Source organism: Bradyrhizobium sp. CCBAU 51745 (assembly GCF_028128715.1).
Classification (GTDB): domain Bacteria; phylum Pseudomonadota; class Alphaproteobacteria; order Rhizobiales; family Xanthobacteraceae; genus Bradyrhizobium; species Bradyrhizobium manausense.
Genome location: NZ_LBJP01000003.1, coordinates 1 through 24,400 on the forward strand (window position 1 = coordinate 1; position 24,400 = coordinate 24,400).

At 65.0% G+C, this 24,400-nt stretch carries 20 protein-coding genes and 2 pseudogenes; 12 read left to right on the forward strand and 10 right to left on the reverse strand.

All coding sequences use genetic code 11. From position 1 onward, the window contains the following. Together XH98_RS02745 and XH98_RS02750 are read right to left on the reverse strand one after the other, a co-directional pair. Window positions 1-217, reverse strand: a pseudogene (locus XH98_RS02745) (hypothetical protein); the annotation flags it as partial. A gap of 37 nt (window positions 218-254) precedes the next feature. Further along, window positions 255-1,547, reverse strand: coding sequence for an adenylosuccinate synthase (locus XH98_RS02750; RefSeq protein ID WP_271603941.1), 1,293 nt, complete (start codon window positions 1,545-1,547; stop codon window positions 255-257). Between the two features lie 321 nt (window positions 1,548-1,868). Between XH98_RS02750 and mgtA the strand changes: the two genes are divergently transcribed. Continuing rightward, the gene (gene mgtA, locus XH98_RS02755; protein ID WP_271617743.1) at window positions 1,869-4,367 is read left to right on the forward strand and encodes a magnesium-translocating P-type ATPase; all 2,499 of its coding nucleotides are present in this window, start codon (window positions 1,869-1,871) and stop codon (window positions 4,365-4,367) included. A gap of 154 nt (window positions 4,368-4,521) precedes the next feature. Next, a complete protein-coding gene (locus XH98_RS02760) occupies window positions 4,522-5,454 on the forward strand; it encodes a DMT family transporter (protein ID WP_271603939.1) in 933 nt (310 codons plus the stop codon). On the opposite strand, the gene XH98_RS02765 is transcribed toward XH98_RS02760, so the two are convergent. Continuing rightward, window positions 5,451-5,840 carry a DUF1330 domain-containing protein gene (locus tag XH98_RS02765; RefSeq protein ID WP_271603938.1) on the reverse strand — a complete coding sequence of 130 codons (390 nt, stop codon included), beginning with the start codon at window positions 5,838-5,840 and terminating at the stop codon, window positions 5,451-5,453. The two genes, XH98_RS02760 and XH98_RS02765, sit on opposite strands and share 4 nt — an antisense overlap. A gap of 105 nt (window positions 5,841-5,945) precedes the next feature. Here XH98_RS02765 and XH98_RS02770 point away from each other — a divergent pair, with 105 nt between their 5' ends. Continuing rightward, a complete protein-coding gene (locus XH98_RS02770; protein WP_271603937.1) occupies window positions 5,946-6,866 on the forward strand; it encodes a DMT family transporter in 921 nt (306 codons plus the stop codon). Between the two features lie 174 nt (window positions 6,867-7,040). Here the strand turns inward: XH98_RS02770 and XH98_RS02775 are convergent. After that, window positions 7,041-8,722: pseudogene (locus XH98_RS02775) on the reverse strand (methyl-accepting chemotaxis protein). A 252-nt stretch (window positions 8,723-8,974) separates the two neighbouring features. Between XH98_RS02775 and XH98_RS02780 the strand changes: the two are divergent. The 4 genes from XH98_RS02780 (at window position 8,975) to XH98_RS02795 (ending at window position 13,425) form a co-directional block, all read left to right on the forward strand. Further along, window positions 8,975-10,018, forward strand: a complete 1,044-nt coding sequence (locus tag XH98_RS02780) for a C-terminal binding protein (RefSeq protein ID WP_271617744.1) — start codon at window positions 8,975-8,977, stop codon at window positions 10,016-10,018. A gap of 90 nt (window positions 10,019-10,108) precedes the next feature. Continuing rightward, window positions 10,109-11,449: an ABC transporter substrate-binding protein gene (locus tag XH98_RS02785; protein ID WP_271617745.1), complete on the forward strand. Its 1,341-nt coding sequence runs from the start codon at window positions 10,109-10,111 to the stop codon at window positions 11,447-11,449. A gap of 133 nt (window positions 11,450-11,582) precedes the next feature. Further along, window positions 11,583-12,539 (forward strand): carbohydrate ABC transporter permease, encoded by a 957-nt coding sequence (locus XH98_RS02790; protein WP_271603933.1) that lies wholly within the window; start codon window positions 11,583-11,585, stop codon window positions 12,537-12,539. Further along, on the forward strand, window positions 12,532-13,425 hold the full coding sequence (locus tag XH98_RS02795; protein WP_271617746.1) for a carbohydrate ABC transporter permease: 894 nt from the start codon (window positions 12,532-12,534) through the stop codon (window positions 13,423-13,425). The genes XH98_RS02790 and XH98_RS02795 overlap by 8 nt, the downstream gene beginning before the upstream one ends. 72 nt (window positions 13,426-13,497) lie before the next feature. Here the strand turns inward: XH98_RS02795 and XH98_RS02800 are convergent, their stop codons facing one another. Then, a complete protein-coding gene (locus tag XH98_RS02800) occupies window positions 13,498-15,180 on the reverse strand; it encodes a mucoidy inhibitor MuiA family protein (RefSeq protein ID WP_271603931.1) in 1,683 nt (560 codons plus the stop codon). Between the two features lie 195 nt (window positions 15,181-15,375). Next, window positions 15,376-15,996, reverse strand: a complete 621-nt coding sequence (locus tag XH98_RS02805) for a response regulator transcription factor (protein WP_271617747.1) — start codon at window positions 15,994-15,996, stop codon at window positions 15,376-15,378. A 200-nt stretch (window positions 15,997-16,196) separates the two neighbouring features. Between XH98_RS02805 and XH98_RS02810 the strand changes: the two genes are divergently transcribed. Next, window positions 16,197-17,234, forward strand: coding sequence for an AraC family transcriptional regulator (locus tag XH98_RS02810; protein WP_271603929.1), 1,038 nt, complete (start codon window positions 16,197-16,199; stop codon window positions 17,232-17,234). 3 nt (window positions 17,235-17,237) lie between these two features. Here XH98_RS02810 and XH98_RS02815 read toward each other — a convergent pair whose 3' ends face one another. Next, complete coding sequence (locus XH98_RS02815) at window positions 17,238-18,449, reverse strand: NnrS family protein (RefSeq protein WP_271617748.1); 1,212 nt, start codon at window positions 18,447-18,449, stop codon at window positions 17,238-17,240. A gap of 131 nt (window positions 18,450-18,580) precedes the next feature. On the opposite strand from XH98_RS02815, the gene XH98_RS02820 reads away from it, so the two are divergent. Next, window positions 18,581-19,291, forward strand: coding sequence for a Crp/Fnr family transcriptional regulator (locus XH98_RS02820; protein ID WP_271617749.1), 711 nt, complete (start codon window positions 18,581-18,583; stop codon window positions 19,289-19,291). Window positions 19,292-19,321: 30 nt separating this feature from the next. On the opposite strand, the gene XH98_RS02825 is transcribed toward XH98_RS02820, so the two are convergent. After that, entirely contained in the window at window positions 19,322-19,519 is a 198-nt protein-coding gene (locus XH98_RS02825) for a DUF1858 domain-containing protein (protein ID WP_271617750.1), read from the reverse strand. Window positions 19,520-19,712: 193 nt separating this feature from the next. Beyond that, complete coding sequence (gene hemN, locus XH98_RS02830; protein WP_271603925.1) at window positions 19,713-21,065, reverse strand: oxygen-independent coproporphyrinogen III oxidase; 1,353 nt, start codon at window positions 21,063-21,065, stop codon at window positions 19,713-19,715. 158 nt (window positions 21,066-21,223) lie between these two features. On the opposite strand from hemN, the gene XH98_RS02835 reads away from it, so the two are divergent. The 3 genes from XH98_RS02835 (at window position 21,224) to XH98_RS02845 (ending at window position 23,605) form a co-directional block, all read left to right on the forward strand. Further along, the gene (locus XH98_RS02835; RefSeq protein ID WP_271603924.1) at window positions 21,224-21,430 is read left to right on the forward strand and encodes a hypothetical protein; all 207 of its coding nucleotides are present in this window, start codon (window positions 21,224-21,226) and stop codon (window positions 21,428-21,430) included. 148 nt (window positions 21,431-21,578) lie between these two features. After that, window positions 21,579-22,676 (forward strand): copper-containing nitrite reductase, encoded by a 1,098-nt coding sequence (gene nirK, locus XH98_RS02840; RefSeq protein ID WP_271617751.1) that lies wholly within the window; start codon window positions 21,579-21,581, stop codon window positions 22,674-22,676. A gap of 50 nt (window positions 22,677-22,726) precedes the next feature. Beyond that, entirely contained in the window at window positions 22,727-23,605 is an 879-nt protein-coding gene (locus XH98_RS02845; RefSeq protein WP_271603922.1) for an SUMF1/EgtB/PvdO family nonheme iron enzyme, read from the forward strand. Window positions 23,606-23,752: 147 nt separating this feature from the next. On the opposite strand, the gene XH98_RS02850 is transcribed toward XH98_RS02845, so the two are convergent. Further along, window positions 23,753-24,388: a GNAT family N-acetyltransferase gene (locus XH98_RS02850; protein ID WP_271603921.1), complete on the reverse strand. Its 636-nt coding sequence runs from the start codon at window positions 24,386-24,388 to the stop codon at window positions 23,753-23,755. Between the last annotated feature and the right edge of the window lie 12 nt (window positions 24,389-24,400).

Here is a 24,400-nt window from a genome sequence, read left to right on the forward strand (position 1 = left end):
CGCGCTGCGCGGCCTCGGATTCGACCTTGCGGACGGCCTCTTCCAGCGACAGGCGTTCGCGGGTGATCTCGGATTCGGACAGCGGCGGCTGCACGCTGCGCAGCTGCGCGATCAGCGCCGTGCGCGCCCGTTCATACAGCGCGCGCCGGCTTTCGCCGGGAGCGTTGGGGTCCAGGGCGGCAATAGCGCGGGCGATCAGCGGATAGTAATCAGCCATTTCAACTCAACTATACCCGCGTCCTGGTAAGAGATCGTTAAGCCTCAAACGGGTTTTGCACGAGGATAGTATCCTCGCGTTCGGGGCTGGTGGAAAGCAGTGCGACCGGGCACCCCACCAATTCCTCGATCCGGCGGACATATTTGATGGCCTGGGCCGGCAGGTCGGCCCAGGACCGCGCATTGGCGGTCGGCTCCTTCCAGCCCTCGATGGTCTCATAGATCGGCTCGACCCGGGCCTGCGCGCCTTCACCGGCCGGAAAATAGTCGATCTCCTTGCCGTCGAGCTTGTAACCGACGCAGACATCGATCGTGTCGAAGCCGTCGAGAATGTCGAGTTTTGTGAGCGCCAGCCCGTTGATGCCGCAGGTGCGGACGGCTTGACGGACGAGGACCGCGTCGAACCAGCCGCAGCGGCGCGGACGGCCGGTGTTGGTGCCGAACTCGCGGCCGCGCTCGCCGATCTTGCGGCCGATCGCGTTGTCCTGCTCGGTCGGGAACGGGCCCTGACCGACGCGGGTCGTGTAGGCCTTGCAGAGACCCAGCACATAGCCGACCGCGCCCGGTCCAAGGCCAGCGCCGGTCGCGGCCTGCGCTGCGACGGTGTTGGACGAGGTGACATAAGGATACGTGCCGTGGTCGACGTCGAGCAACGCGCCTTGCGCGCCCTCGAACAGCATGCGCTTGCCGGCGCGCCGCTCGATGTCGAGCAGGCGCCACACCGTCTCTGCATAGGGCAGCAGTTGCGGCGCCAGCGCGCTCAGCTCTTTCAGGATCTCCTTGCCGTCGAACTCAGGCAGGTTGAGCCCTCGGCGCAAGGCATTGTGGTGCGCCAGCAGCCGGTCAATCTTGTGCGGCAGGGTGTTGAGGTCGGCAAGATCCATCAGGCGGATGGCGCGACGGCCGACCTTGTCCTCGTAGGCCGGGCCGATGCCACGGCGCGTGGTGCCGATCGCGGTCGCCGCGTTGGAGGATTCGCGCAGCGCATCGAGCTCGCGATGCAGCGGCAGGATCAGGGTGACGTTCTCGGCGACGCGCAGATTGTCCGGGCTGACAGCCACGCCCTGCGCCCTGAGCTTGGTGATCTCGTCGAGGAAGGCGGCGGGATCGAACACCACGCCGTTGCCGATGACCGACAGCTTGCCCTCTCGCAGCACGCCGGAGGGCAGCAGCGCGAGCTTGTAGGTCGCGCCGTTGATGACCAGCGTATGCCCGGCGTTATGGCCGCCCTGGAAGCGGACGACGATATCCGCCTGCTCCGACAACCAGTCGACGATCTTGCCCTTTCCTTCGTCGCCCCACTGGGCGCCGACGACGACAACATTGGCCATTCGCGGGTAATCCTTCGAGAATTTTAGATGCGCCCAGCCCAATTCCCGGCCGAAGGCCGTTCGCACGCGAGGCAGCTCCACCGGATAAAGGAAGCGGCCCCTCTAGGCAAGCAAGAACGGGGCTTTTTTCGGGCCCAAGGCGTGTCCCAAGCCTTTGATATCCCCTTAAAATCCAGCAACCTTCACGGCCGTATCGGGCGGCCCGCGCGGGCGACGGATTGACCGGTATCAATCATGCCGGCGCCTGGTCGTGCCAAGGGGACTGATGTCACCTCCGCAGCTTACCTTCCCCGGTCAGCAGGCCCCTTTTTCAGACACGCCGTGACCCAGCCATCAAGCAACCAGGCCAGCCATTTCTGGCGCCTCTCGGCCGAGGCGCTCAGCGCGCAGCTCGGCTGCTCCTTGCACGGTCTGTCCGCGGCGGCGGCCGACGAACGCCTCGACCGTTTCGGACCGAACACCGACGCACCGCCGCGGATCGAGGGCGCGGCGCGCGCGATCCTGCGCCGGTTGCTCGAACCGTTGTCGCTGATCCTTCTGGTGGCCGGCATCATCTCGATGCTGACCGGCGACGAGATCGGCGGGCTCATCATCGTCCTGATCCTCGCGCTCTCGATCGGCCTCGATACCATCCAGGAGGGACACGCGGTCCGCGCCGCCGAGATTCTCCGGCGCTCGGTGGCCCTGAAGGCCGAGGTCAGCCGCGACGGCGCATTTGTCGATATCGATGTCGAGCGCCTCGTGCCCGGCGATCTGCTGCGCGTCCGCGCCGGCGACATCATCCCGGCTGACGCGCTGATCCTTGAGAGCACCGCCTTCACCGCGGGTGAAGCCGCGCTCACCGGCGAGCCCTATCCGGTGCAGAAACGCGCCGGGCCATGCGCCGGCCCCGACGACACCTCGAACGCGCTGTTCCGCGGCGCCGTCGCCCAAACCGGCGAGGCGATCGCGCTCGTGGTCAGGACCGGCCGCGACACCGTGTTCGGCGCGGCGGCCTCCGCGCTCGCCGAGGCGCAGGCGCCCTCTCCCTTCGAACGGGACTTGCGCGAATTCGGCCTCGTGATCGCGCGCGCCACGCTGGCGCTGGTGCTGGTCGTGCTCACCATCCGCGTCGTGTTCGGCCGTCCCGTGCTCGATTCGCTGCTGTTCGCCGTCGCGCTTGCGGTCGGGCTGACGCCGGAACTGCTGCCGATGATCACGACGGTGACGCTGTCGCGCGGTGCGCTGCGCATGGCCGGCCGCAAGGTGATCGTGAAGCGGCTCGCCGCCATTCACGACCTCGGCGCCATGACCGTGCTGTGCACGGACAAGACGGGCACGCTGACATCGGCCGAGATCACGCTCGCCAGAAGCCTCGATGCCGCCGGCAAGGACGATGCGCGCGCCGCGCGGCTCGGCGCCATTGCGGCCTCGCTCGGCGGCGACCGTGGCGCGCTCGATGCCGCCCTCGTCGCCGGCCGGCCGGAGCCTTGCCAAGGCTGGACACTCGCCGGACGGCAGGCTTTCGATTTCTCGCGCCGGCTGGGATCGGTGCTCGCCACCGGCCCCGAAGGCGCGCGACTGATCGTCAAAGGCGCGCCGGAGGCCGTGCTGGAATTGTGCGCGATGGACCAACATGCGCGCGAGGCGGCAATGGCCCATGTCCACGCGCTTGCCACCGAGGGCCTGCGCACCGTGGCCATCGCGTCGCGGGCGTGGAGCGGCGCGCTGCGTGAGGTCGAGACCGACGACGAGACCGACCTCGTCTTCGAAGGTCTCTGCGCCTTCGCCGATCCGCCGAAGCCGACGGCCGCGGCCGCGATCGCCCGGCTCGCAGCGGGCGGCGTGAGGCTGAAGATCCTGTCGGGGGACGATCCCGTTGTGGTGAAGCGGCTCGCCGCCCTGGTCGGGCTCAACGCCGAGCGCGTGCTGTCGGGAGCCGACATCGCCGAGCTCAGCGACGAGGCGCTTGCCGTGCAGGTGCGCTCGGCCGATGCGTTCGGCCGGCTCGCACCGGACCAGAAATCGCGCATCGTGAAGGCGCTCCAGGCCGGCCGCGAGGTGGTCGGCTTCCTTGGCGACGGCATCAACGACGCACCGGCCCTGAAGGTTGCCGATGTCGGCCTGTCGGTCGACGGCGCCACCGGAGTGGCGCAGGCCGCTGCCGACATGATCCTGCTGGCGTCGGATCTCGAAGTCGTCGCCGACGGCGTCGAGGAAGGCCGGCGCACCTTCGCCAACATCCTCAAGTATGTCCGCATGGGCGCGAGCTCGAACTTCGGCAACATGCTGTCGATGGCGGCGGCCTCGATCGCACTGCCGTTCCTGCCGATGCTGCCGACGCAGATCCTGCTCAACAACCTGCTCTACGATCTCTCCGAGCTCGGCATTCCCTTCGACCGCGTCTCGGCGCAGGCAACCGCGAAGCCGCAGGTGTGGAGCATGTCGCGCTTGGTGCGCTTTGCCGCGATCATGGGGCCGCTGTCGTCGGTGTTCGACTTTCTCACCTTTGGCGCGCTGCTTTATTTGTTCAAGGCCTCGCCGGACGAGTTCCGCACAGCCTGGTTCGTCGAATCCATGGCGACGCAGATCCTGGTGATCTTCGTTATCCGCACCTATGGACGGCCCTGGCACAACTGGCCCGATCCGGTGCTTGCGGCCTCCTCGCTGATCGCCCTGTTCGCCGCGATAGCCCTGCCGTTCACGCCGCTCGGGACCTGGTTCGGCTTCGTCGCGCCGCCGCCGATCATGATGGCCGGCATCGCGTTTCTCGTCGTCGTCTATCTCGCCTGCGCCGAACTTTTGAAGCCATTCGCGATCCGCACGGGACCGACCGGCTGAGGTTCCTGTTGCACCGCCCTGCGCATGATGGCGATGCGCCGCGCGGCATTGATATCGGGCGCATTTCCGTGTCTTTGAGAGGTGCCGGGCGATCAGCCGGCCCGAACGCCGGGCCGGAAGCCTCGGTGCATGACGCGGGGCCATAACAATTACAATGACCGCCACCGGCCAGACCACCAGCGCCGAATCATCGGGCCATAGCTGGATCGCCAATCAGCCTTATCTCCTGCTCAGCATCACCGCGATGTGCTGGGCCGGCAATGCGGTGGTGGGGCGGCTCGCCGCCGGCCACATCCCGCCGGTGACGCTGTCGTTCCTGCGCTGGCTGTTCGCCTTCCTGCTGGTGCTGCCGTTCGCCTGGAAGCACCTCGCCCGGGATTGGCCGGCCATCCGCAGCAAGCTCGGCCTGATGATCACGTTGTCGATCACCGGCATCGGCGCCTTCAATACCCTGCAATATTGGGCGCTGGAGCATACCCAGGCGCTCAATACACTTCTGCTGCAGTCGGCCGCGCCCCTGATCGTGGCGCTGTGGTCGCTGGTCATCCTCGGAATCAGGCTCACGGGCGCGCAGGCCTTCGGCGTAGCTCTCTCGATGTGCGGCGTGCTGATCATCCTGCTGCACGGCGATCTCACCACGCTGTCGAACATCGCCTTCAACAAGGGCGACCTGATCTTCATCGTCGCGCTGATCATCTTCGCGCTCTATTCGGTGCTGACGTTGAAGCGACCGCCGATCCACGGCCTGTCGTTCCTCGCCTTCACCTTCGGGGCCGGTGCCGCGTGTCTCATTCCGCTGGAGATCTGGGAAATATCGGCGCGCCCGGTCATGAAGCTCGACGGGCCGAACCTGCTCACCCTGTTCTACGTCTCGGTGTTTCCCTCGACACTCGCCTATCTCTGCTTCAACCGCGGCGTCCGCCTGATCGGCGCCAATCGCGCCGCACCGTTCTTCCATGTCGTGCCGGTGTTCGGCTCGATCATGGCCATGGTCTTCCTCGGCGAACTGCCGCAGGCCTTTCACTTCATCGGCTTCGCGCTGGTGCTGTCGGGCGTTTTCGTGGCATCGCGGAAGCAAGCGAGCTAGCTTGCCCTGAACTTGCTGTAGGCCTCGCTGGTCGCGATGATGACGTGCTCGGCGCAGCCGTTGAGGCGATGCGGGTCGGCATCGAGCTCGTAAGCCTCCGACGTCATCATGTCGAGGAAGGCTGCGACCGACGGATAGAACACCAGCGCGACGAAATCCCACGCATTGCCCTGGTGCGGGCCGAGCGCGATCGCCCTGGCCTCGCCGGTCCACAGCAGCGTGCCGCCGCGCGCCTTGATCATCGGCACGGTGATCGCGCTGTAGCGCAAATACGCATCCCAGCCGGATCCGTCGCCGTCGCGCGAACGGGCGTGGAAACGCATCAAGTTCAGCATCACCACCGGCGCATGCCGGTCGAGCCGTTCCAGGCCCTCGATGTTCAACATATTAACCGCCAATGGCACCTCCGTAAGGTTTGCCTGCATTGTAGCATTGCGGCGACGGGACTTGTGTCATGACGACCATCCGGCGCAAGGTCGTACGCAACGCCAATGACGATTGCATCGCCCGCGCCAGCGGCCTCGAATCCGGCCAGCTGGCTCAACAACCAGCCTTATCTGCTGCTCAGCCTGAGCTCGCTGTTCTGGGCCGGCAACATCGTGATCGCGCGCCATGTCGGCGCGCATGTGCCGCCACTGACGGTGACGACGATCCGCTGGTTCGGCGTGTTCCTGATCCTGCTGCCGTTCTCCTGGCCGCATCTGAAGCGCGACTGGCCGGCGTTGCGCAAAAGCCTGCCGCTGATGCTGTTCCTGTCGCTGGTGGGCTTTGCCTTCAACAACGCGATCTCGTACTGGGCGCTGCAATATACCGAGGCGCTGAACGCGCTGCTGATCCAGTCGGCGGGTCCCCTGTTCGTGGCGCTGTGGTCGCTGGTGTTGTTTGGCGTGCGGCTGACGGCCGGGCAGTTCGCCGGCATCGCGATCTCGCTGGCCGGCGTCCTCATCATCATCCTGCGCGGCGACCTGGCGGCGCTGGCGAGCATCTCGTTCAACCGGGGCGACATCATGTTCGCCTCCTCGCTGGTGGCGTTCGGACTCTACTCCGCCTTCATCCCGCGACGGCCGAAGGTTCATCAACTCTCCTTCCTGTCCTTCACCACCTGCTGCGGCGCCTTCATGCTGCTGCCGACGGCGATCTGGGAGGGATGGAGCGGCAGGGTGCTGCAGTTCGACACCGTGACGCTGCTGACGCTCGGCTGGATCCTGATCTTCCCCTCGACGCTCGCCTATCTCTTCTTCAACCGCGGCGTCGCATTGATCGGACCGAATCGCGCCGCGCCGTTCTTCCATCTGGTGCCGGTATTCGGCTCGGCGATGGCGATCCTGCTGCTCGGCGAAAGGCTCCAGCCATTTCACCTGATCGGCTACGCACTGGTGCTCGCCGGCGTCGTCATCGCCTCACGGCGGTGAAGTAATTCCGCGCCAAGAGAAGGCTCTCGCAGGGTGGGCAAAGCGACTTGTCCACCGTAGCTCGCAGAGCGAAGGCGGAAGCGTGCCCACCTGAACATCATCGTGAACTCAAAAAGAAAAGGTGGGCACGACGCTTTCGCGTCTTTGCCCACCCTACGAATTCAGCGCAAGATCTTATGCCGCGCGGACCTTGGCGAGGAAGCCGTCCACCGCGCCGCGCAGCGCGCCGGACTGGTGATCCAGCTCGCGGGCGTTGGTCAGTACGTCGCCGGCGGCGGTGCCGGTCGCTTCCGCGGCGGAAGTGACGCTGCCGATATGGGCGTTGATCTCGGCCGAGCCGGCCGCGACCGACTGGATGTTGCGGGCGATCTCGCGGGTCGCCTCGCCCTGCTGCTCGATCGAGGCCGAGATGCCGGCGGTGATCTCGCTCATCTCGGCAATCGTCTGCGTGATGCCGCCGATGGCCGCGACCGCATCGCTGGTCGAGGTCTGCATCGCCGCGACCTGGGCGGAGATTTCCTCGGTCGCCTTGGCGGTCTGGTTGGCCAGGGCCTTGACCTCGGAGGCGACGACGGCGAAGCCGCGGCCGGACTCGCCGGCACGCGCCGCCTCGATGGTGGCGTTGAGCGCGAGCAGATTGGTCTGCGCCGCGATCGAATGGATGAGCTTGACCACCTCGCCGATCTTCTCGGCGCCGGTCGATAGCTCCTGCACCGTGGCGTTGGTGCGCTCGGCATCGCTGACGGCGCGGCTCGCAACTTCGGTCGAGCGCGTCACCTGGCGGGAGATCTCCGTCACCGAGCTCGACAGCTCCTCGGCAGCCGCGGCGACCGTGCCGACATTGCCGGAGGCTTTTTGCGAGGCGGCGCCGACGGTCGCTGCGCGCGAAGAGGCGTCGCTGGCGGTCGCAGTCATCGACTGCGCCGTCGACTGCATGCCGGCCGCGGCCGAGGAGACCGAGCGGACGATGCCGTTGACGCTGCGCTCGAAGTCGTTGGCGATATCTTCCATCGCGCGGCGACGATCCACCGCGGCGCGCTCCTTGGCGTCCGCTTCGCTCTTCTCAATCTCGCGGATGCGGACCGCGTTGTCCTTGAAGATCTGGACGGTCGAGGCCATCGCGCCGACCTCATCGCCGCGACCAACGCCGGGGATGTCGCCGTCAAGTTTGCCGTCGGCGAGATCCTTCATGCGGGCACCGAGCAGCGCGAGCGGGCGGCTGATGCTGCGGCCGAGCAGCCAGGCGACGCTGCCGGCGACGATGAGGATGCCAAGCATGGCAAGGCCGAGCATCCAGTAGACCGGGCCCATCTTGGCGTCGATGTCGTCGAGATAGGCGCCGGTGCCGAGATACATGTCGAAGCCGGGAATGGCGACCGCATAACCGATCTTGCGGATCGGCGTTTCCTGACCGGGCTTCACATATTCATAGTAGAGCAGGATCGAGCCGTTGGCCTTGACGCCATCCATCAACTCCTGCGACAGCCTGCGGCCTTCACGACGTCCATGCGGTTCAGCCCGATCTGCTTCGGATCGGGCGCGAGCTGGGTGATGCCGTCATAGGTCGTGCCGAACAGATAGCCCGCACCGTTGTCGTAGGTCATCGCATTGCCGTAGCGGCGAAGCTCGGCCATGGCGGCATCCTTCGTCAGCTCGCCGGCATCGACGCGCTTCTTCAGCGCGGCTGCATAGTTGCGCCCCAAATCGACGATCGCCTTGGCCTGGTCGATGCGCGCATTCACCATCTCGTACTTCATCAGATAGCCGGCGAGAAACCCGGCGATGCAAAGGCCGAACAAGGTGACGCCGACAAGGATGCCAAGCTTGGGGGCGATCTTCAGATTGCTTAACTTCACGGGATAGGCTCCGGAAAAAGGGATGCACGCGAGTCGATCGTTCGAAATTGAATTAACTGTTAGTGGGGGACCCCTTAGCAAGTTCCTTACAGGTCTCCGTAGAAGCCCGGACGCTGCCGCGGAAAACGCCAAATAATCGCCGCAGCGACAACCGGGAATTGTACGCACTCACGCCGATTTCGCGTAAAAGACGTAAAGGCCCGTCCGACGGCGGGTCGCAACAAGAACCGACAAACAAAATCGGAGCTGGAAATGCCGAAATACAGGGTGGTGACGCCGAAGGGCGCGAGCTTCACGGTCGCCGGCAGCGACTATTCGTACGAGCGCGAGGCGCTCGATCCGATCGATGCCGAGATCGTCGAGGCGCCGGCCAATGAGGCCGAGTTCATCGCCGCCGCGAAGAATGCCGACGCGATCTACGCCAAGGGCATCCCGATCACCAAAAACATCATCGACAGCTTGCAGAACTGCAAGGTCATCACGCTCGGCTCGGTCGGCGTCGACAGCGTCGATGTGAAGGCAGCAACTGCACGCGGCATTCCCGTCACCAACATTCCCGACACCTTCATCGAGGAAGTCGCCGACCACGCCATGATGCTATTGCTGTCAGGCTTCCGCCGCCTGGTCGAGCAGGACAAGATGGTGCGCTCAGGGCGATGGACCGAGGGGCGGCCGGCGCTGCTGAAGATTCCGCGGCTGATGGGCCAGACGCTCGGCTTCATCTCGTTCGGACGCGTCGCGCGTGCGGTCGCCAAGCGCGCAGCTCCATTCGGCCTGCGCATGATGGCCTACGATCCCTTCATCCAGGAAACCCTGATGTGGGACCACGGCGTCATCCCGGCGACGCTGAACGAGGTGCTGTCGCAATCCGACTTCGTCTCGATGCACGCCCCCGCCCGGCCCGAAGTGCATCACATGCTGACCGAGAAGCATTTTCGGCAGATGAAGAAGAGCGCGATCTTCATCAACACCGGGCGCGGTGCCACAGTCGACGAGGAAAGCCTGATCAAGGCGCTGCAGGAGGGCTGGATCGCCCATGCCGCGCTCGACGTGCTGGAGAAGGAACCGCCCTCGCACAACAACCCGATCCTGGGCATGGAGAACGTGACGCTGACCGCCCATGTCGCCTCGGCCTCGGCACGGTTCGACGAGGCGCGCAAGCGCCGGGTGGGCTACGAATTGTCACTGGTGCTGCAGGGCATGTGGCCGGTAAGCTGTGTCAACCCGTCGGTGCTGCAAGACACCGCGCTCCGCCGCTGGCAGCCCGTCAGCATGGACCGCGGCCCGAACAGCTAAGGCGGTCCCGCGCGGCAAACGCGCAGGGAAACCGAACGGCCCTTCACCGGCGATCAACGCCGGGAAGGGAGACATCATAGGGAGGAACTGATGAGGAACGACATCACACGTCGTGATGCCTTGGCGCTGGGCCTGTCCGCTGCGACGTTCGCCGCCACCGGTGCTGCGGCGCAAACGTCAAATATCAAGGCCGCCGACGTTGCGGCGCCCAAGCGCGAGATCGAGAAGGGCGCAAGCTTGCGCATGCTGCGGCCGGTGCGTTTCGTGCAGGCCGACGAGGACGTGTTCCGCGCCAATGCGGCCAAGTTCACCAAGGACACCGGGGTCGAGGTCAAGGTCGATTTCGTCGGCTGGGAGGACATCAACCAGCAGACCGCGGTCACGGCCAATTCCGGCGCCGGCCCCGACGTCATCATGGGCTTCTCCGATGCACCGCACATCTATATCGACAAGCTGATCGAACTGACCGACGTCGCCGATTATCTCGGCAAGAAGTATGGCGGCTGGCAGAACCTGGCGAAGATCTACGGCAAGAAGGCCAAGAGCGATTCCTGGATTGGACTCCCCTTTGGAGCCTCCGGCGGGCCGCTGATCTATCGCAAGTCCGTTCTCAAATCCGTCGGATTCGACAAGGCACCGGACGACCTTCCCGGATTCCTGGACCTCTGCAAGAAGCTGCAGAAGGCCGGCAAGCCCGCCGGCTTTGCGCTGGGCAATGCCGTCGGCGACGGCAACGGTTTTGCGGACTGGATGATGTGGGCGCACAACGCCGCACTGCTGGACGAAGAGGGCAACGTCACCATCAACAGCAAGGAAACCATCGCGGCGCTGAACTACGTGAAGGAGCTCTATTCAACCTTCATCGCGGGCACATCGTCCTGGAATGACGTCAGTAACAACCGCGCGTATTCTTCGCAGGAAATCGCGCTGACTTCCAACGGCGTCTCGCTGTACTTCTCGCTGAAGAACGATCCGGCGACCGCGGCCATCGCCGAGGACTCCGAACATCAGCCGCTGCCGAAGGGGCTTGCACCGGTCTCGCCGATGTCCGGACTGACGCTGAATGCCATGGTGTTCAAGCACAGCCCGTATCCCAACGCCGCCAAGGCCTTCCTGCAATACATGCTGGAAAAGGACCAGTACGAACCGTGGCTCAACGCCAACAGCGGCTACTGGTCGCAGCCGCTGGCAGCCTATGCCGATGCGGCGGTGTGGAAGGGCGACCCCAAGGTCGCGATCTTCAAGGAGACGATGAACAGCAACTATTACGCCGGCTATAAGGGTCCGATTTCGACCGCCACCGGTGCTGTTCGCGCGGACTATGTCACAGTGCAGATGTTCGCCTCGGTCGCAACCGGCGCTGCGACGCCTGAAGCCGCGGCTGCGGAGGCGGAGCAGCGTTGCAAGCGCTACTTCCGGCGGCAGAAATGACGGCCGATAGGCCGTCATTGCGAGGAGCACTTGCGACGATGCAAGTCAGACTTCACCGCAGCGATAGACTGGATTGCTTCGCTTCGCTCGCAATGACGGATGTGGTGACCTTCACAGACAGGACAACACACTGATGTCCGTGACCACCCTCTCCTCTCCCGCGCTGGTGCACCGGCAGCCGAACTGGCTCGTCCGGCTGTTCGACTACAAGCCGTTCCTGATCGTGATGTGCCTCGCGCCCGCGATCGGGCTGCTTGCGGTGTTCCTGACCTATCCGCTTGGGCTCGGCATCTGGCTCGCCTTTACCGACACCACGATCGGCCGCAAGGGCGAGTTCATCGGCCTGGAGAACTTCCAGTATCTGTTCACCGATCCCCTGTGGTGGAACGCGGTGTTCTACAGCGTGCTCTATACGGGGATAGCGACATTCGGGAAGTTCGCGCTCGGCTTCTGGCTCGCGCTGCTGCTCAACAATCATTTTCCGTTTAAGAGCCTGTTGCGCGCCATCGTGCTACTGCCCTGGATCGTGCCGACAGTGCTCTCGGCGCTGGCGTTCTGGTGGATCTACGATCCGCAATTCTCGATCATCTCCTATCTGCTGGTCGACGTGCTGCACTGGCGCACGAGCAATGTCGACTTCCTCGGCTCGCCCTGGCCGGCGCGGTTCTCGCTGATCGCCGCCAATATCTGGCGCGGCATTCCCTTTGTCGCGATCTCGCTGCTGGCGGGCCTGCAGACCATCTCGCCATCGCTCTATGAGGCCGCGATGCTCGACGGCGCCAGTTCATGGCAGCGCTTCCGCTACATCACCTTCCCGATGATGATGCCGATTCTCGCCATCGTCATGACCTTCTCGATCATCTTCACCTTTACGGATTTCCAGCTGGTCTACGCCATCACCCGCGGCGGACCGGTCAACTCGACCCACCTGCTGGCGACGCTGGCGTTCCAGCGCGGCATCGCCGGCGGCGAGCTCGGCGAAGGAGCGGCGATCGCGGTGTCGATGATCCCGTTCCTGGTGTTCGCGACGCTGTTTTCCTATTTCGGCCTGGCGCGGCGCAAATGGCAGCAGGGAGAGGCCAATGACTGACGCTGTCGCACAAGCCTCCGTCGCCCAAACAGCGCCCGACACCATGGCCTGGGATTCCGGGCTGCGGCGGCTGATGATGATCTATCTGCCGCTCGGCTGCTTCGTGCTGATCCTGCTGTTTCCGTTCTACTGGATGGCGATCACCTCGTTCAAGCCGAACGCGGAGCTGATGAACTACCGGGAGCACAACCCGTTCTGGATCTCCTCGCCGACATTGGCGCACATCAAGCATCTTTTGTTCGACACCGCCTATCCGCGCTGGCTGTGGACGACGATGCTGGTCGCGATCGGCTCGACCACGCTGTCGCTGGTCGCGAGCACACTTGCCGCCTACGCGATCGAGCGCCTGCGCTTCCGCGGCAGCCCCTATGTCGGCCTTGGCATTTACCTCGCCTATCTCGTCCCGCCGTCGATCCTGTTCATCCCGCTCGCAACCGTGGTGGTGCAATTCGGTCTGTTCGATTCCCCGCTCGCGCTGATCCTGGTCTATCCGACCTTCCTGGTGCCGTTCTGCACCTGGCTTTTGATCGGCTATTTCAAGTCGATCCCGTACGAGCTCGAGGAGTGCGCGCTGGTCGACGGTGCGACGCGGCTGCAGATCCTGCGCCGGATCACGCTGCCGCTCGCGGTGCCCGGCCTGATCTCGGCCGGCATCTTCTCCTTCACGCTGTCCTGGAACGAGTTCATCTACGCGCTTGCCTTCATCCAGAGCGGAGCCAACAAGACCGTGCCGGTCGCGATCCTGACCGAGCTCGTCACCGGCGACGTCTATCAATGGGGCGCGCTGATGGCGGGCTCGCTGCTCGGCTCGCTGCCGGTTGCGATCTTCTACTCGCTGTTCGTGGATTATTACGTCTCGTCGCTGACCGGCGCGGTGAAGGAATAATTTTTCCTCTCCTCGGTCCTCTCCCTCCCCCGCAAGCGGGAGAGGGAGCACATCTCCTTCGTGGCGCGGCCGCTAGCCCGACGGCACGATCACCATGGTCTTGTCCTTCGGCCAGCGGACGCGCCAGGCGAAGTTGATGTCCCTGATCTCGCCGGACTTGGCGTCGAACGACCATTCCAACACGCCGCGCTTGTCACGGATGTCTTTCGCGGTGGGCGGCGTGGTCGTGGGCAGCATCTCGACCAAGATCTCGTCATTCTCGCTGACCGGCAGCTGATCCTCGATCGCGACATGGATCGGGAAGTCGTGACCGTTGCGGATGGTGGTCTTGAAGGCGCGCTCGTCGGTCTTCGAGGTCGTCACGATCAAGCCGGCTGAGCCTTCGTTGCGCTTGAGCACGGCGCGCTCGATCTTGACCTTGTCGTCCGCGCCGAAGCCGAGCCGGACGATGTCGTCCTTGGCCGAGGCTGCGAGCTTGCCGCGGCCGACGAAGATGCCGTCACGGTAGATCGCAACCTTGCCAGGCAGCAGCGTCGTATCGTCGGTCTGCTTGAAGCTGGCTTCGAGGAAGGCGGTGGGGTCCTGCACCGGCGCGGCGCGTACCGCGAGGTCGGCCGCCACGCTCATCGAGGCGATGCGCAGGCTCTTGGCGCCCTCGGCAGCACCGAGACTGACGCGGCCGGGGATCTTGAAGGTGGCCTGGAAATCGCCGATCTCGGCGACTGCCTGTTGCTCGTCGACCCGCTCGCGCGGTTCGGCCGCCTCTGCAACCTTGCTCGCGAAGGATGGAGACTGCATCTGACGCGCCATTGGGGCCGGCCGCGCTAGATCGGAGACCGAACCCGCCGCCAGCGGCTTCGGCACCTGCGGATATTGCGCCACCAGCGAACCCAGCTCCGGCGCGCTGCCGCCGCGGGCGATCCGGACCGTGGAAACGCCGAGCGCGACATTCGACCAGTCTTCACCGGTCGACTGCGTGACCTCGGCACGGCGGACCAGCTCGAGTTGCGGCTTGCGATCCTTGGCGCCGGTGTCGAGCCGGGCGTCATAGAGCGGGAGCCAGCGCGCATTGCGCACAGTATAGGCCACGCGCAGCGTCGCTTTCGTCGCGGCGGCCGAGGCGACGTCGATGCGCACCTCGAGCTTGCCCGGCGGCTTGGCAGACCGGTCGGCCTCGAGCTGCGCGATCTGGCGATCGATCTCGCGCTGTTTTCGCGTGGCATCGCGGATCGCCGTTTCGGCGGCCGCGACTTCCTCGGCGACCGCGGTGAAGGCCGCGCGCCATTCAGTGATCGGGCGCGCCTCGCCTTTCTCGCCAAGGCCGGCGGGAGAGGCTTCGGCAAAGCGCTGCGCGAATTTGCGCCGGGCGGCCGCCGCATCGATTGTGCCTTGCAGATCGGCGCGCTCGTCCTTGAGCGCCTCGATGCGCTTGTCGAGTTCGGGCAGATTCACCGGTGGTGCCGCCCGCGGCGGCCGCGCATCGATCGTGCCGATCGTGAGCTTGGCACCCGCCTCGCCCTCGACGCGGAGCGAAGACGGATCGAGCGAGAGCGGGAAGTCCTTGACGACCAGCGTCGAATCCCCTGAGGCGAGGTCGAGCGCGATCACGCGCGTGACGGTGGCGCCATCAGGATAGACGGTGACGGTGTCGATGGCCGATGTGGCGTCCACATCGGCGGCCCATGAGGGCGAGGCGAGCGCTGTGGTCACCAGGACCAGTCTCGTCGTCGCCAAACATCTTGCGGTGATGCGCATCACAATTCTCCCTGCCGATATCGCCGCGTCGCCAGCCGGACGCGCGATCAAATGCCACGCCAACATGGTTGGACGCGGCAGGGAAGGAACCGGTTCGATTGGGGTTTCCGTGGGGCGCCGCCGCGGCGGCACCATGGCCGCGGAGCGCGTCACCACGCAGCGGCACAAATTCGTCCGAAAGGCGAACCTCGCCCGTCAGACCTGGCTGGGCGAACCTTGGCCGAAGATGCGGCGAAGCAGGTCCGTCACGTTGCGGGCGGCCGCCTTCTTCAAAATGTTGGCCCGATAGCCCTCGACCGTACGCGCGCTCAGATGCATACGGCGGGCGATCTCCTTGTTGGTGAGGCCGGCGGCAAGATGCGTGAGCACGTCGTTCTCACGCGCGGTCAGAGCTTCGCAACCCGGCAACCAGCGATGTCTGGCCGATTCCGGCTGGGCAAATTCGTCGATCGCGGCGTCGATCCTGCCGACGATATCGTGGGTGCGGAACGGTTTTTCGATGAAATCGGCCGCGCCGCTCTTGATGGCATCGACCGCCATGGCGATGCTGCCGTTCGCCGCGGTCACCAGCACCGGCGCCATGCAGTTTTCTTCGCGCAGACGCTTGAGCACGTCGAGGGCGGAGCGATCGGCTGGCATCTCCAGCAGCACGCAGGCCGGCATCCGCGCCTTGGCCTCCGACAGCAGCGATGCGCCATCGGCGAAGCAGATCACGTCATAGGCGCTCTGCTGAAGCGCGTTGGACAATTGTTCGCGAGAGGCAGCGTCGGTTTCAATGACGAATACTTCACCCTTGGAAAACATGTTCCCCGGCATAGTCCCGATCCAGCAATGTCTTGGTCAAATGGCCAGCGACGCCAAGGGGCTCGTCGCGCCCGGCCGTCATCAGCACGGCATTCGCGCCGGTGCTTGGCTTTCCCCTTATGTATGGTGCACCCGGTTCCCGGATTTGACGGATCGGGACAGAAACTTTACATTTGGGGACATCCGCGGAATGGCTGACAGGACATGGTCGCATGACCGACCTCATTCGCAGCGCAGGTTTGAGCTGTTACCCGGACGTGGCCCGGTCGGTCGGGCTCGACCCCTGGCAGATGATGCGCAAGGTCAGGTTGCCGCTGGCCATCCTGGACGAGCCCGATACACCCATTGCGGTCCCGGCCCTGCGTCGCCTGCTCGAGATATCGGCAGCGGAATCCGGTGCTGAAGATTTTGGCTTGCGGCTGGCCGAGCGCGGCGGCCTGACCAATTTCGGCGCGGTCGGCCTGATCGTGCGCGAACAGGCGACAGTCGGCGAGGCGATCGAGGCTCTCTCCCGCTTCATTCCTATCCATCACGACGGCATGAAGCTCGAAATCGTCAAGGACAAGCAGACCGTGACGATCATCTTGCATCTGCGTGGGCGGCAGCCGACCGCGCCGCGCCAATCGATCGACATGGCGCTCGGCAGCATCCACCGCATCATCCAGTCGCTGTTCGGCAGCGATTGGCGGCCGCAGGAAGTGCATCTGCACTACCCGCCGCCGCAGGACCGCAAGCGCTACCGCGACTTCTTCGGCTGCCGCGTGATCTTCAACGCGGACGAGGACGCGATCGTGATGTCGGCGCACGACATGGAGCGCCGGATCCCGAGCGCGCATCCCCTCATCGCCAGCTACTTGCGCAAGCGAATCGAGGCGATGGAAAGCCGGCCCGCAGGCTGGGAGGAGAAAGTCGACGAGGTCGTACGCGGCCTGCTCGCGAGCGGCGACTGCACGGTCGAACGCGTCGCCGAGCATCTGGCCTGCACCCGCCGCACCATCCACCGCCACCTCGCCGCATCAGGCACCAGCTTCTCGGCCATCCTCGATGCGCAACGCGCCGACCTCGTGATCAAGCTGATCGAGGACTCCGGCCGGCCGCTGGCGGATATCGCCGCGCAACTGGGCTTCTCCGCGCAGAGCGCCATGGCACGCTGGTTTCGCGGCCGCTTCGGCTGCACCATCACGGAGTGGCGCAAGGGCGTGCGGCCACTCCCAAAAGCGGCCGACGCCACATCGGCGTCAGCAAGCTAGATCTCAGCGTGCCGGGGCGGCCGCGCCCATGATGGCGAGTGCCCGCCGAGGACTGCCTGTCAGCAGCGGGCCGAACGCGACGGCAAAGCCGAGGAAGGCGACGATCCAGCCGCAGGCCGCGAGGTGCAGCAACACATCGCCATGTGCGGGCAGCACCACGGCAGCAATCCGCGTCAGTGCCGCGACGATGATGGCAATATAGATGATTTGTGTTGCCGGCGACGCCGTCAGTGCCTGCCCGGTATGGCCGAGGCTCGCGCGCGTCATCACTGCGAGTGTCATGATTCCGGCCGCCCCCACCATCCAGGCGTGAATGCCGGCGCTCGGCGGCAGCACGCCGAAGCCGGCCAGGGCGTTGAGGATGAAGCCAAGCGGAACGAAGGCGTAGCCGACATGCAGGATCACAAGCAGCCGCTCACGCGTGGTGCGATCACCCGCCCAGCGCGCAAGCCGTATCAGATGCAGCATGCCGACAAGCGCCAGCGCGACACCAGTGACCGCATTCAGTGGTGCCGCGATCCAGGCGATCAGCGCCAGCGCGCTCAATCCGATCACCACGCCGTCGAACCGTCCGAACGGCACCGGCACGCGGCCGGGATTGAACTTGACCAGCCAGTTTCGGGTGAAGCTCGGAATGATGCGACCGCCGATCAGCGAGATCAACAGCACGACCACACCGACACCGATCCGGATGCTGGTATCCGCCGCGCCATTGAAATGCGCTTCGAGATGGAAGGCGACGTTGCCTGACAGCAGCACCAGCACGAGCCCCACGACAGGCAGATTGCGCCAATTACCGCCCGCGATGATCTCACGCGTTGCAGCCGCAACGACCAGCGCCAGAAAGGCCGCATCGACGGCCAGCGCAAACCGCCAGCCCATCTCGGCCGATAGTACCACCGCGGCACGCCCCGCGAGCCAGACCACCAGCAACGCGCCCAGCGACGCGCCCTGGATCGGCAGCCGCCCGGTCCAGTTCGGGATCGCGGTGAACAGGAAGCCGGTGATGACGGCCGGCAGGAAGCCGTAGAGCATCTCATGGACGTGCCAGTCGCGCGGCGCGAAGGCTGACGTCACCGACAGCTCGCCATAGAACATCGGCAGCCAGAGCAGGATCGATAGCGCGGCCTGAATGGCGGCGAGCAGGAAGAAGGGCCGAAAGCTATTTGCAAACAGCGGAATGCCCTGAAAATGACGGGATCGGGCGCCAGCCATCGGAACAACTCCAGCAGATTGAGACCGTGTATATTGAAAAAATACTGCTGCGCAGCTGGTGCGTTTTTGCGCTATCGCAAACTGCCAGATGATTGCAGGTGCCATCACACTCCCGATGTCAAGGAGGCAGAATGGCCAAGGTCGACACGTCACTGGTTGCTCATTTGCCGCTGTTTGCCGGTGTCAAGCCTGATGATCTCGACGAGATCCTGCGCGAGGCCCACTCCGTGCGTTATCCCAGGAACACCGCCGTCTTCGAGCAGGGCGCAGACGCACAGTCGTTCTTCCTGCTGCTGCACGGCCATGTCCGTGCGGCCAAGACGACGCCAACCGGCGAGCAGATCGTGGTGCGCTATGTGGCGCCCGGCGAGACGTTTGGGCTGGCGATGGCGATCGGAGCTGCGCACTATCCGGCAACCGCGCTCGCGGTCGAGGACAGCGTCGTCCTGATCTGGCCCAATTCTGCCTGGCCGCGTCTGGTCGCGCGGTTTCCTGCACTTGCCGCCAACACGATGCAGACCGTCGGCAAGCGGCTGCAGGAGAGCCACACCCGCATCCTGGAAATGTCGACCCAGCAGGTCGAGCAGCGCGTCGCGCATGCGCTGCTGCGGCTCGCCAACCAGTCCGGCAAGAAGCTCGACCACGGCATCGAGATCGACTTCCCGATCAGTCGCCAGGACATTGCACAGATGACCGGCACCACGCTACACACGGTCAGCCGCATCCTCAGCGGCTGGGAGAGCCAGGGTCTGGTCGAGAGCAGTCGGCAACGCATCATCCTGCGCGATCCGCACAAGATCGTCGTGCTGGCGGAGCGGAGCCCGGACAGCGGCGCGGCTTGACGTGCGCCCCGGCGCAGATTTCGACCCAGCTCAGGCCGGCACACAATCGCTCAGCGCGGCCAGGAATTTGTCGCGGTCGATGCCATGCTCGCGGCAGGCGTCGTCCACGGTGTGGAAGGTCGCGATCGGACAGCCGACACAGGCCATCCTGAAGGCGAGGAACACGCGGATCGTGCGCGGCGCGTTGCGCATGATGTCATCGACCAGATCGTCGGATCGGAAAGGCATGAACAACTCCATTCCGAACAGACGATAGCGGGGCGGGGCTCAGTTTCTTTGTGGAAGCGCAAGCTGTCGCCAGTTCCTCAACTCGTCATTCCGGGGCGCGCCACTTGGCGCGAGCCCGGAATCCATTCCCCTACGTCACGCGCGGCACGATGGATTCCGGGTTCGCGCGGCGCGCGCCCCCGGAATGACGGGGCTACACCGCCCGGCTGTGCAGCTGCCTGCCCGGATCCAGGTAGGCATCGAATGCGGCGGCGACGCTGCGGACCAGAAAGCGCGAATCGTTCGCGACCGCGAGACGGTCGCCATCCATTCTCACCACGCCGTCCGAGATCAGCGACTTCAACCGCGACGCCGATCGCAGCATCGCCTTTGGCTCAGCGCCATGGCGCGCGCAGATGTCGCCGAGATCGGCGCCGAACTCGCACATGATGCGCTCGATGATGTCAGCACGCAGCCGGTCGTCGTCGTTGAGTCCATAGCCCTTCGCGGTGGCGAGGCGACCGCTGGCGATGCTCTGCTGATAGGCGCCGATCTGCACCTCGTTCTGGACGTAACCCTGTGGCAGATGTCCGATGGCGCTGGCGCCGAAGCCGAGCAGCACCTCGCCCTGGTCGGTGGTATAGCCTTGGAAGTTGCGCCGCAGCGTCCCCTGCTCGTAGGCCACGGCCATGGCATCGCCAGGTTTCGCGAAATGGTCGAGGCCGATCTGCACATAGCCGGCCTCGTTCAGCGCGTTGGCGATGGCGCAGGCCTGGTCGTGGCGTGCGAGGCCGTCAGGCAAATGGGTCTCGTTGATCATGCGCTGGTGTCTCTTGAAGCCCGGCACATGTGCATAGCCGAACACCGAAAAGCGGTCGGGGGCGAGCGCGAGCGCGCGACGCACCGTATCCAGGCAGGATGCGATGGTCTGGTGCGGCAGGCCGTAGATCAGATCGAAATTGATTCCCCCGATACCGGCCTGCCGGAGCATGTTGACGACGGAGGCGGTCTGCTCATAACTCTGCACACGGTTGATCGCGCGCTGCACGACGGGATCGAAACTCTGCACGCCGAGGCTGACGCGGTTGACGCCGGAGAGCCGCATGGCCTCGACCATCTCTGACGTCAGCGTCCGCGGGTCGATCTCGACCGCGATCTCGGCCGAGGGCAGCACGAAGAAGGCGTGGCGCATCGCCGCCATCAATTCCGCGAAGGCCTCCGGTGCCATGATCGTCGGCGTACCACCGCCGAAATGAATGTGCTCAACCTTGATGCGGCGGCCGATGGTATCGGCGACCAGGGCGACCTCGCCGAGGAGTGTCCGTTGATAGGCCGCGACGAGCTCGTCGCGGCGGACGATCTGGGTATGGCAACCGCAGTACCAGCACATCTCGCGGCAGAACGGCACGTGCAGATACAGCGATGCACTGGCGCCCGAGGGAAGCTCGGACAGCCATCGCGCGTAGGTGTCGGCACCGATCTCCGCCGAGAAGTGCGGCGCGGTCGGGTAGCTCGTGTAGCGCGGCAATCGCTCTTCGCCATAGCTCGCCGCGAGGTCGGTCCTCATGTCTTACCCATCGGTAAATTGATGCTGCACGCGGTCGCGGCAAAGCTGGATGGTAAAGAATGACCCGTTTTCCACGAGACCACCTTGCGCTCGCTCAAAGTCACGGCGCTGGATCGCAGTCATTGTGGCATTTGATCATCACTCCTGGGAGACTGGCCATGGCGTCGTTTGCGCTCGATCTCGTTCTCTGGCTCGCCGGTATCCGCGGCCACATCCCGCGCTTCGACGATTTCCGTCCCGTCCCCGTCGCGCCCGCCGCTGGCGCAAATCGTCTCGTGCCCATGCTGGTCATCATAGCTGCCGTGCTCGCCGCGCTGTCGCTCGCAGTCTGGGGCACCGTCTGGATCGCAATCGAGCTTCTCTAATCCATGCCTCCGGCTACGCGGTTCGGCTCCGTTAAGGGATTCACAGGAGCCGAATCCGGCAAAAGCTTGTCGCAGCACAAACACGCTTGCCGCAACAGGCGCACACTGCATCCGTCATCAAACGCTTTTCAGATGAAGGATGCTTCCGATGTTTACCCGCAGAGCCGCATTGATCAGCGCCGCCGCGACCGCCCTGATGCTGGCAACTCCCGCCTTCGCCGCCAGCGATCTCAACCTGCCCCGGCAGAAGGTAGAGCTGGTTGCCCCGCCCTTCGTGCATGCGCACGAGCAGGCGACCAGGCAGAGCCCCAAGATCATGGAGTTCACCCTCACCATCGAGGAGAAGAAGGTCGTCATCGACGAGAAGGGCACCACCTTCCAGGCCATGACATTCAACGGCTCGATGCCGGGCCCACTGATGGTGGTGCATGAGGGCGACTATGTCGAAGTGACGCTGGTCAATCCCGCCACCAACTCCATGCCGCACAATATCGACTTCCACTCCGCCACCGGCGCGCTCGGCGGCGCCGCGCTCACTTTGATCAATCCCGGCGAGCAGGTCGTGTTGCGCTGGAAGGCCACGCGGACCGGCGTGTTCGTCTATCACTGCGCGCCGGGCGGCCCGATGATTCCCTGGCACGTCGTCTCCGGCATGAACGGCGCCGTGATGGTGCTGCCGCGCGACGGACTCAACGACGGCAAGGGTCACGCACTGAAATACGACAAGGTCTACTATGTCGGCGAGCAGGACCTGTACGTGCCGCGTGACGAGAAGGGCAATTTCAAGTCCTACGACTCGCCGGGTGAAGCCTTCACCGACACCGAAGAAGTGATGAAGAAGCTCATCCCCTCGCACGTCGTGTTCAACGGCAAGGTCGGCGCGCTCACTGGCAAGAACGCGCTGACGGCGAATGTCGGCGAGAACGTCCTGATCGTGCATTCGCAGGCCAACCGCGACAGCCGTCCGCACCTGATCGGCGGCCACGGCGACTATGTCTGGGAGACCGGAAAATTCTCCAACCCGCCGGAGACCGGACTCGAGACCTGGTTCATCCGCGGCGGCTCGGCGGGAGCTGCGATGTACAAGTTCCTGCAACCCGGCATCTACGCCTATGTCACGCACAATCTGATCGAAGCCGCTGACCTCGGTGCCACCGCGCACTTCAAGATCGAGGGCAAGTGGAACGATGACCTGATGACCCAGGTGAAGGCACCTGCGGACATACCGGCCGCCAACACCAACTAGAGGCGACCAGGGGCCGGTCGTCACCGGCCCCTCCTCTTCGGGGAACGACCATGCTGATTGCATTCAAGCTCAAATTGCTGCTCGCCTGCGCCGCCGGCTTCGCAGGACCGCTGGCCGTTGCGCCAATCGTTTCCGAAATGACGATGCGCGACGCGCAGGGCGAGCCTGCGATCGTCGAGATTGCCGCGGGCAGCTTCGCCTATCGCGAGGCCGGCGATTTCACCCGCGCCGGGCAGCAGGCCGAGGCGCCGCTGCGCATACTGCAATTCACGCGGCCGCTTCACATCATGCGCGAGCAGGTCTCCTCCGCCGACTACCAGCTTTGCGTGCAGCATGGCGAATGCCGCGCGCTCGATCGCGGCGTCGCGATTGCGCCCGACCGGCCTGCGGTGCAGGTGAGCTGGCACGATGCGCAGGCCTATGCGAGCTGGCTGTCGCGCAAAACCGGCCACCATTACCGCCTGCCGAGCGACGCCGAATGGGCTTTTGCGGCAGGCTCCCGCTTCAGGGACGACGGCGCGCCTGCGGACGCGGACAATCCGGCAAAGCGCTGGATCAGCCGCTACGAGCGCGAATCCGAACGCGATCTTTCCGACACCACAGCCTATCCGTTCGGCAAGTTCGGCCTCAACGAGCGTGGCGTGTCCGATGTCGCCGGCAATGTCTGGGAGTGGACCTCAACCTGCTTCGTGCGCTCGCGCGTCGATGCATCAGACAACGCCGGCAGATCGACGGTGAATTGCGGCGTACGCGTCGCCGAAGGCGCGCACCGCGCCTATGTCACCGACTTCATCCGCGACGCCCGCGCCGGCGGCTGCGCCCAGGGGGTGCCGCCCGCCAATCTCGGTTTTCGTTTGGTGCGCGAGGAGCGGTCGTGGGTGGCGAACGTTTCGACGAGATGGAGCAAGGTGTGGGCGGCGCGGTCGTAGCCGGATACTCCGTCATTGCGAGCGCAGCGATGCAATCCAGAATCTTTACGCAGAAACAGTCTGGATTGCTTCGTCGCAAGGGCTCCTCGCAATGACGAGATTGAGGCGCGCGCCCGGCCCTCAAGCCGCACGGCACGCGCGGCTTGCTCAAATCATCCGCGCGAACATCCGAAAGCCCGGCGCACCAATGATCGCCTCGAAAGCGGGATCGCGCTTCTCGTCCGCGAACGCAAAGCCTGCCTTGGTGTAAGCGCGCTCGGCCGGTTCATTGCCGATCAGGAACGATATCGTCGCGCGGCGGAAGCCGGCTGCCCTTCCCTTTGCCAGCGCGGATTCGATCAATGCCTGCACGAGGCCGCGGCCGCGATAGGCGGGATCGGTCGCGACGTGCTCGACCATCCAATCGCCTTCGCCGCCCTGGACCCAGCAATTGCGGATATAGGCGCCGCGTCGGCGGATCGCCTCCAGCTCCGGCGCGGTTAGCCCGGTCGCCGCGCCGACCTCCTCGATCGCAGCCCACGCCGCGGGGCCGGTGCCTACCGCAGGCATGGCACAGAGCGCAGCGGCAGCTTGGCCATCGCACTCAGCGACGAGGAAATTTGAATAGTGCCACATTGACACGGCCTGCGCGGTCGCGATGCGCGCGATGAAGTCGCGACACTGCTGCTCCGGCCAACCCAGCGCAACATCGAACCAGCCGCGCGGCCGGTAGCCGCGCTGCGATAGCAGGATAGTTCTGGCGATGAAATCGGCGTCCTCGGGACGCGCAGACCGGATCGTCATGCGCGCCCCCTT

What these genes read in the sequence shown, in the direction of transcription:
- XH98_RS02765 (WP_271603938.1), bottom strand. Translation starts at nt 5,840, where the DNA reads ATGTTGAACATCGAGGGCCTGGAACGGCTCGACCGGCATGCGCCGGTG.
- XH98_RS02815 (WP_271617748.1), bottom strand. Translation starts at nt 18,449, where the DNA reads ATGGCTGGCGCCCGATCCCGTCATTTTCAGGGCATTCCGCTGTTTGCA.
- XH98_RS02780 (WP_271617744.1), top strand. Translation starts at nt 8,975, where the DNA reads ATGCCGAAATACAGGGTGGTGACGCCGAAGGGCGCGAGCTTCACGGTC.
- XH98_RS02835 (WP_271603924.1), top strand. Translation starts at nt 21,224, where the DNA reads ATGGCGTCGTTTGCGCTCGATCTCGTTCTCTGGCTCGCCGGTATCCGC.
- XH98_RS02800 (WP_271603931.1), bottom strand. Translation starts at nt 15,180, where the DNA reads ATGCGCATCACCGCAAGATGTTTGGCGACGACGAGACTGGTCCTGGTG.
- XH98_RS02820 (WP_271617749.1), top strand. Translation starts at nt 18,581, where the DNA reads ATGGCCAAGGTCGACACGTCACTGGTTGCTCATTTGCCGCTGTTTGCC.
- XH98_RS02760 (WP_271603939.1), top strand. Translation starts at nt 4,522, where the DNA reads ATGACCGCCACCGGCCAGACCACCAGCGCCGAATCATCGGGCCATAGC.
- hemN (WP_271603925.1), bottom strand. Translation starts at nt 21,065, where the DNA reads ATGAGGACCGACCTCGCGGCGAGCTATGGCGAAGAGCGATTGCCGCGC.
- XH98_RS02790 (WP_271603933.1), top strand. Translation starts at nt 11,583, where the DNA reads ATGTCCGTGACCACCCTCTCCTCTCCCGCGCTGGTGCACCGGCAGCCG.
- XH98_RS02750 (WP_271603941.1), bottom strand. Translation starts at nt 1,547, where the DNA reads ATGGCCAATGTTGTCGTCGTCGGCGCCCAGTGGGGCGACGAAGGAAAG.
- XH98_RS02850 (WP_271603921.1), bottom strand. Translation starts at nt 24,388, where the DNA reads ATGACGATCCGGTCTGCGCGTCCCGAGGACGCCGATTTCATCGCCAGA.
- XH98_RS02810 (WP_271603929.1), top strand. Translation starts at nt 16,197, where the DNA reads ATGACCGACCTCATTCGCAGCGCAGGTTTGAGCTGTTACCCGGACGTG.
- XH98_RS02845 (WP_271603922.1), top strand. Translation starts at nt 22,727, where the DNA reads ATGCTGATTGCATTCAAGCTCAAATTGCTGCTCGCCTGCGCCGCCGGC.
- nirK (WP_271617751.1), top strand. Translation starts at nt 21,579, where the DNA reads ATGTTTACCCGCAGAGCCGCATTGATCAGCGCCGCCGCGACCGCCCTG.
- XH98_RS02770 (WP_271603937.1), top strand. Translation starts at nt 5,946, where the DNA reads ATGACGATTGCATCGCCCGCGCCAGCGGCCTCGAATCCGGCCAGCTGG.
- XH98_RS02785 (WP_271617745.1), top strand. Translation starts at nt 10,109, where the DNA reads ATGAGGAACGACATCACACGTCGTGATGCCTTGGCGCTGGGCCTGTCC.
- XH98_RS02795 (WP_271617746.1), top strand. Translation starts at nt 12,532, where the DNA reads ATGACTGACGCTGTCGCACAAGCCTCCGTCGCCCAAACAGCGCCCGAC.
- XH98_RS02825 (WP_271617750.1), bottom strand. Translation starts at nt 19,519, where the DNA reads ATGCCTTTCCGATCCGACGATCTGGTCGATGACATCATGCGCAACGCG.
- XH98_RS02805 (WP_271617747.1), bottom strand. Translation starts at nt 15,996, where the DNA reads ATGCCGGGGAACATGTTTTCCAAGGGTGAAGTATTCGTCATTGAAACC.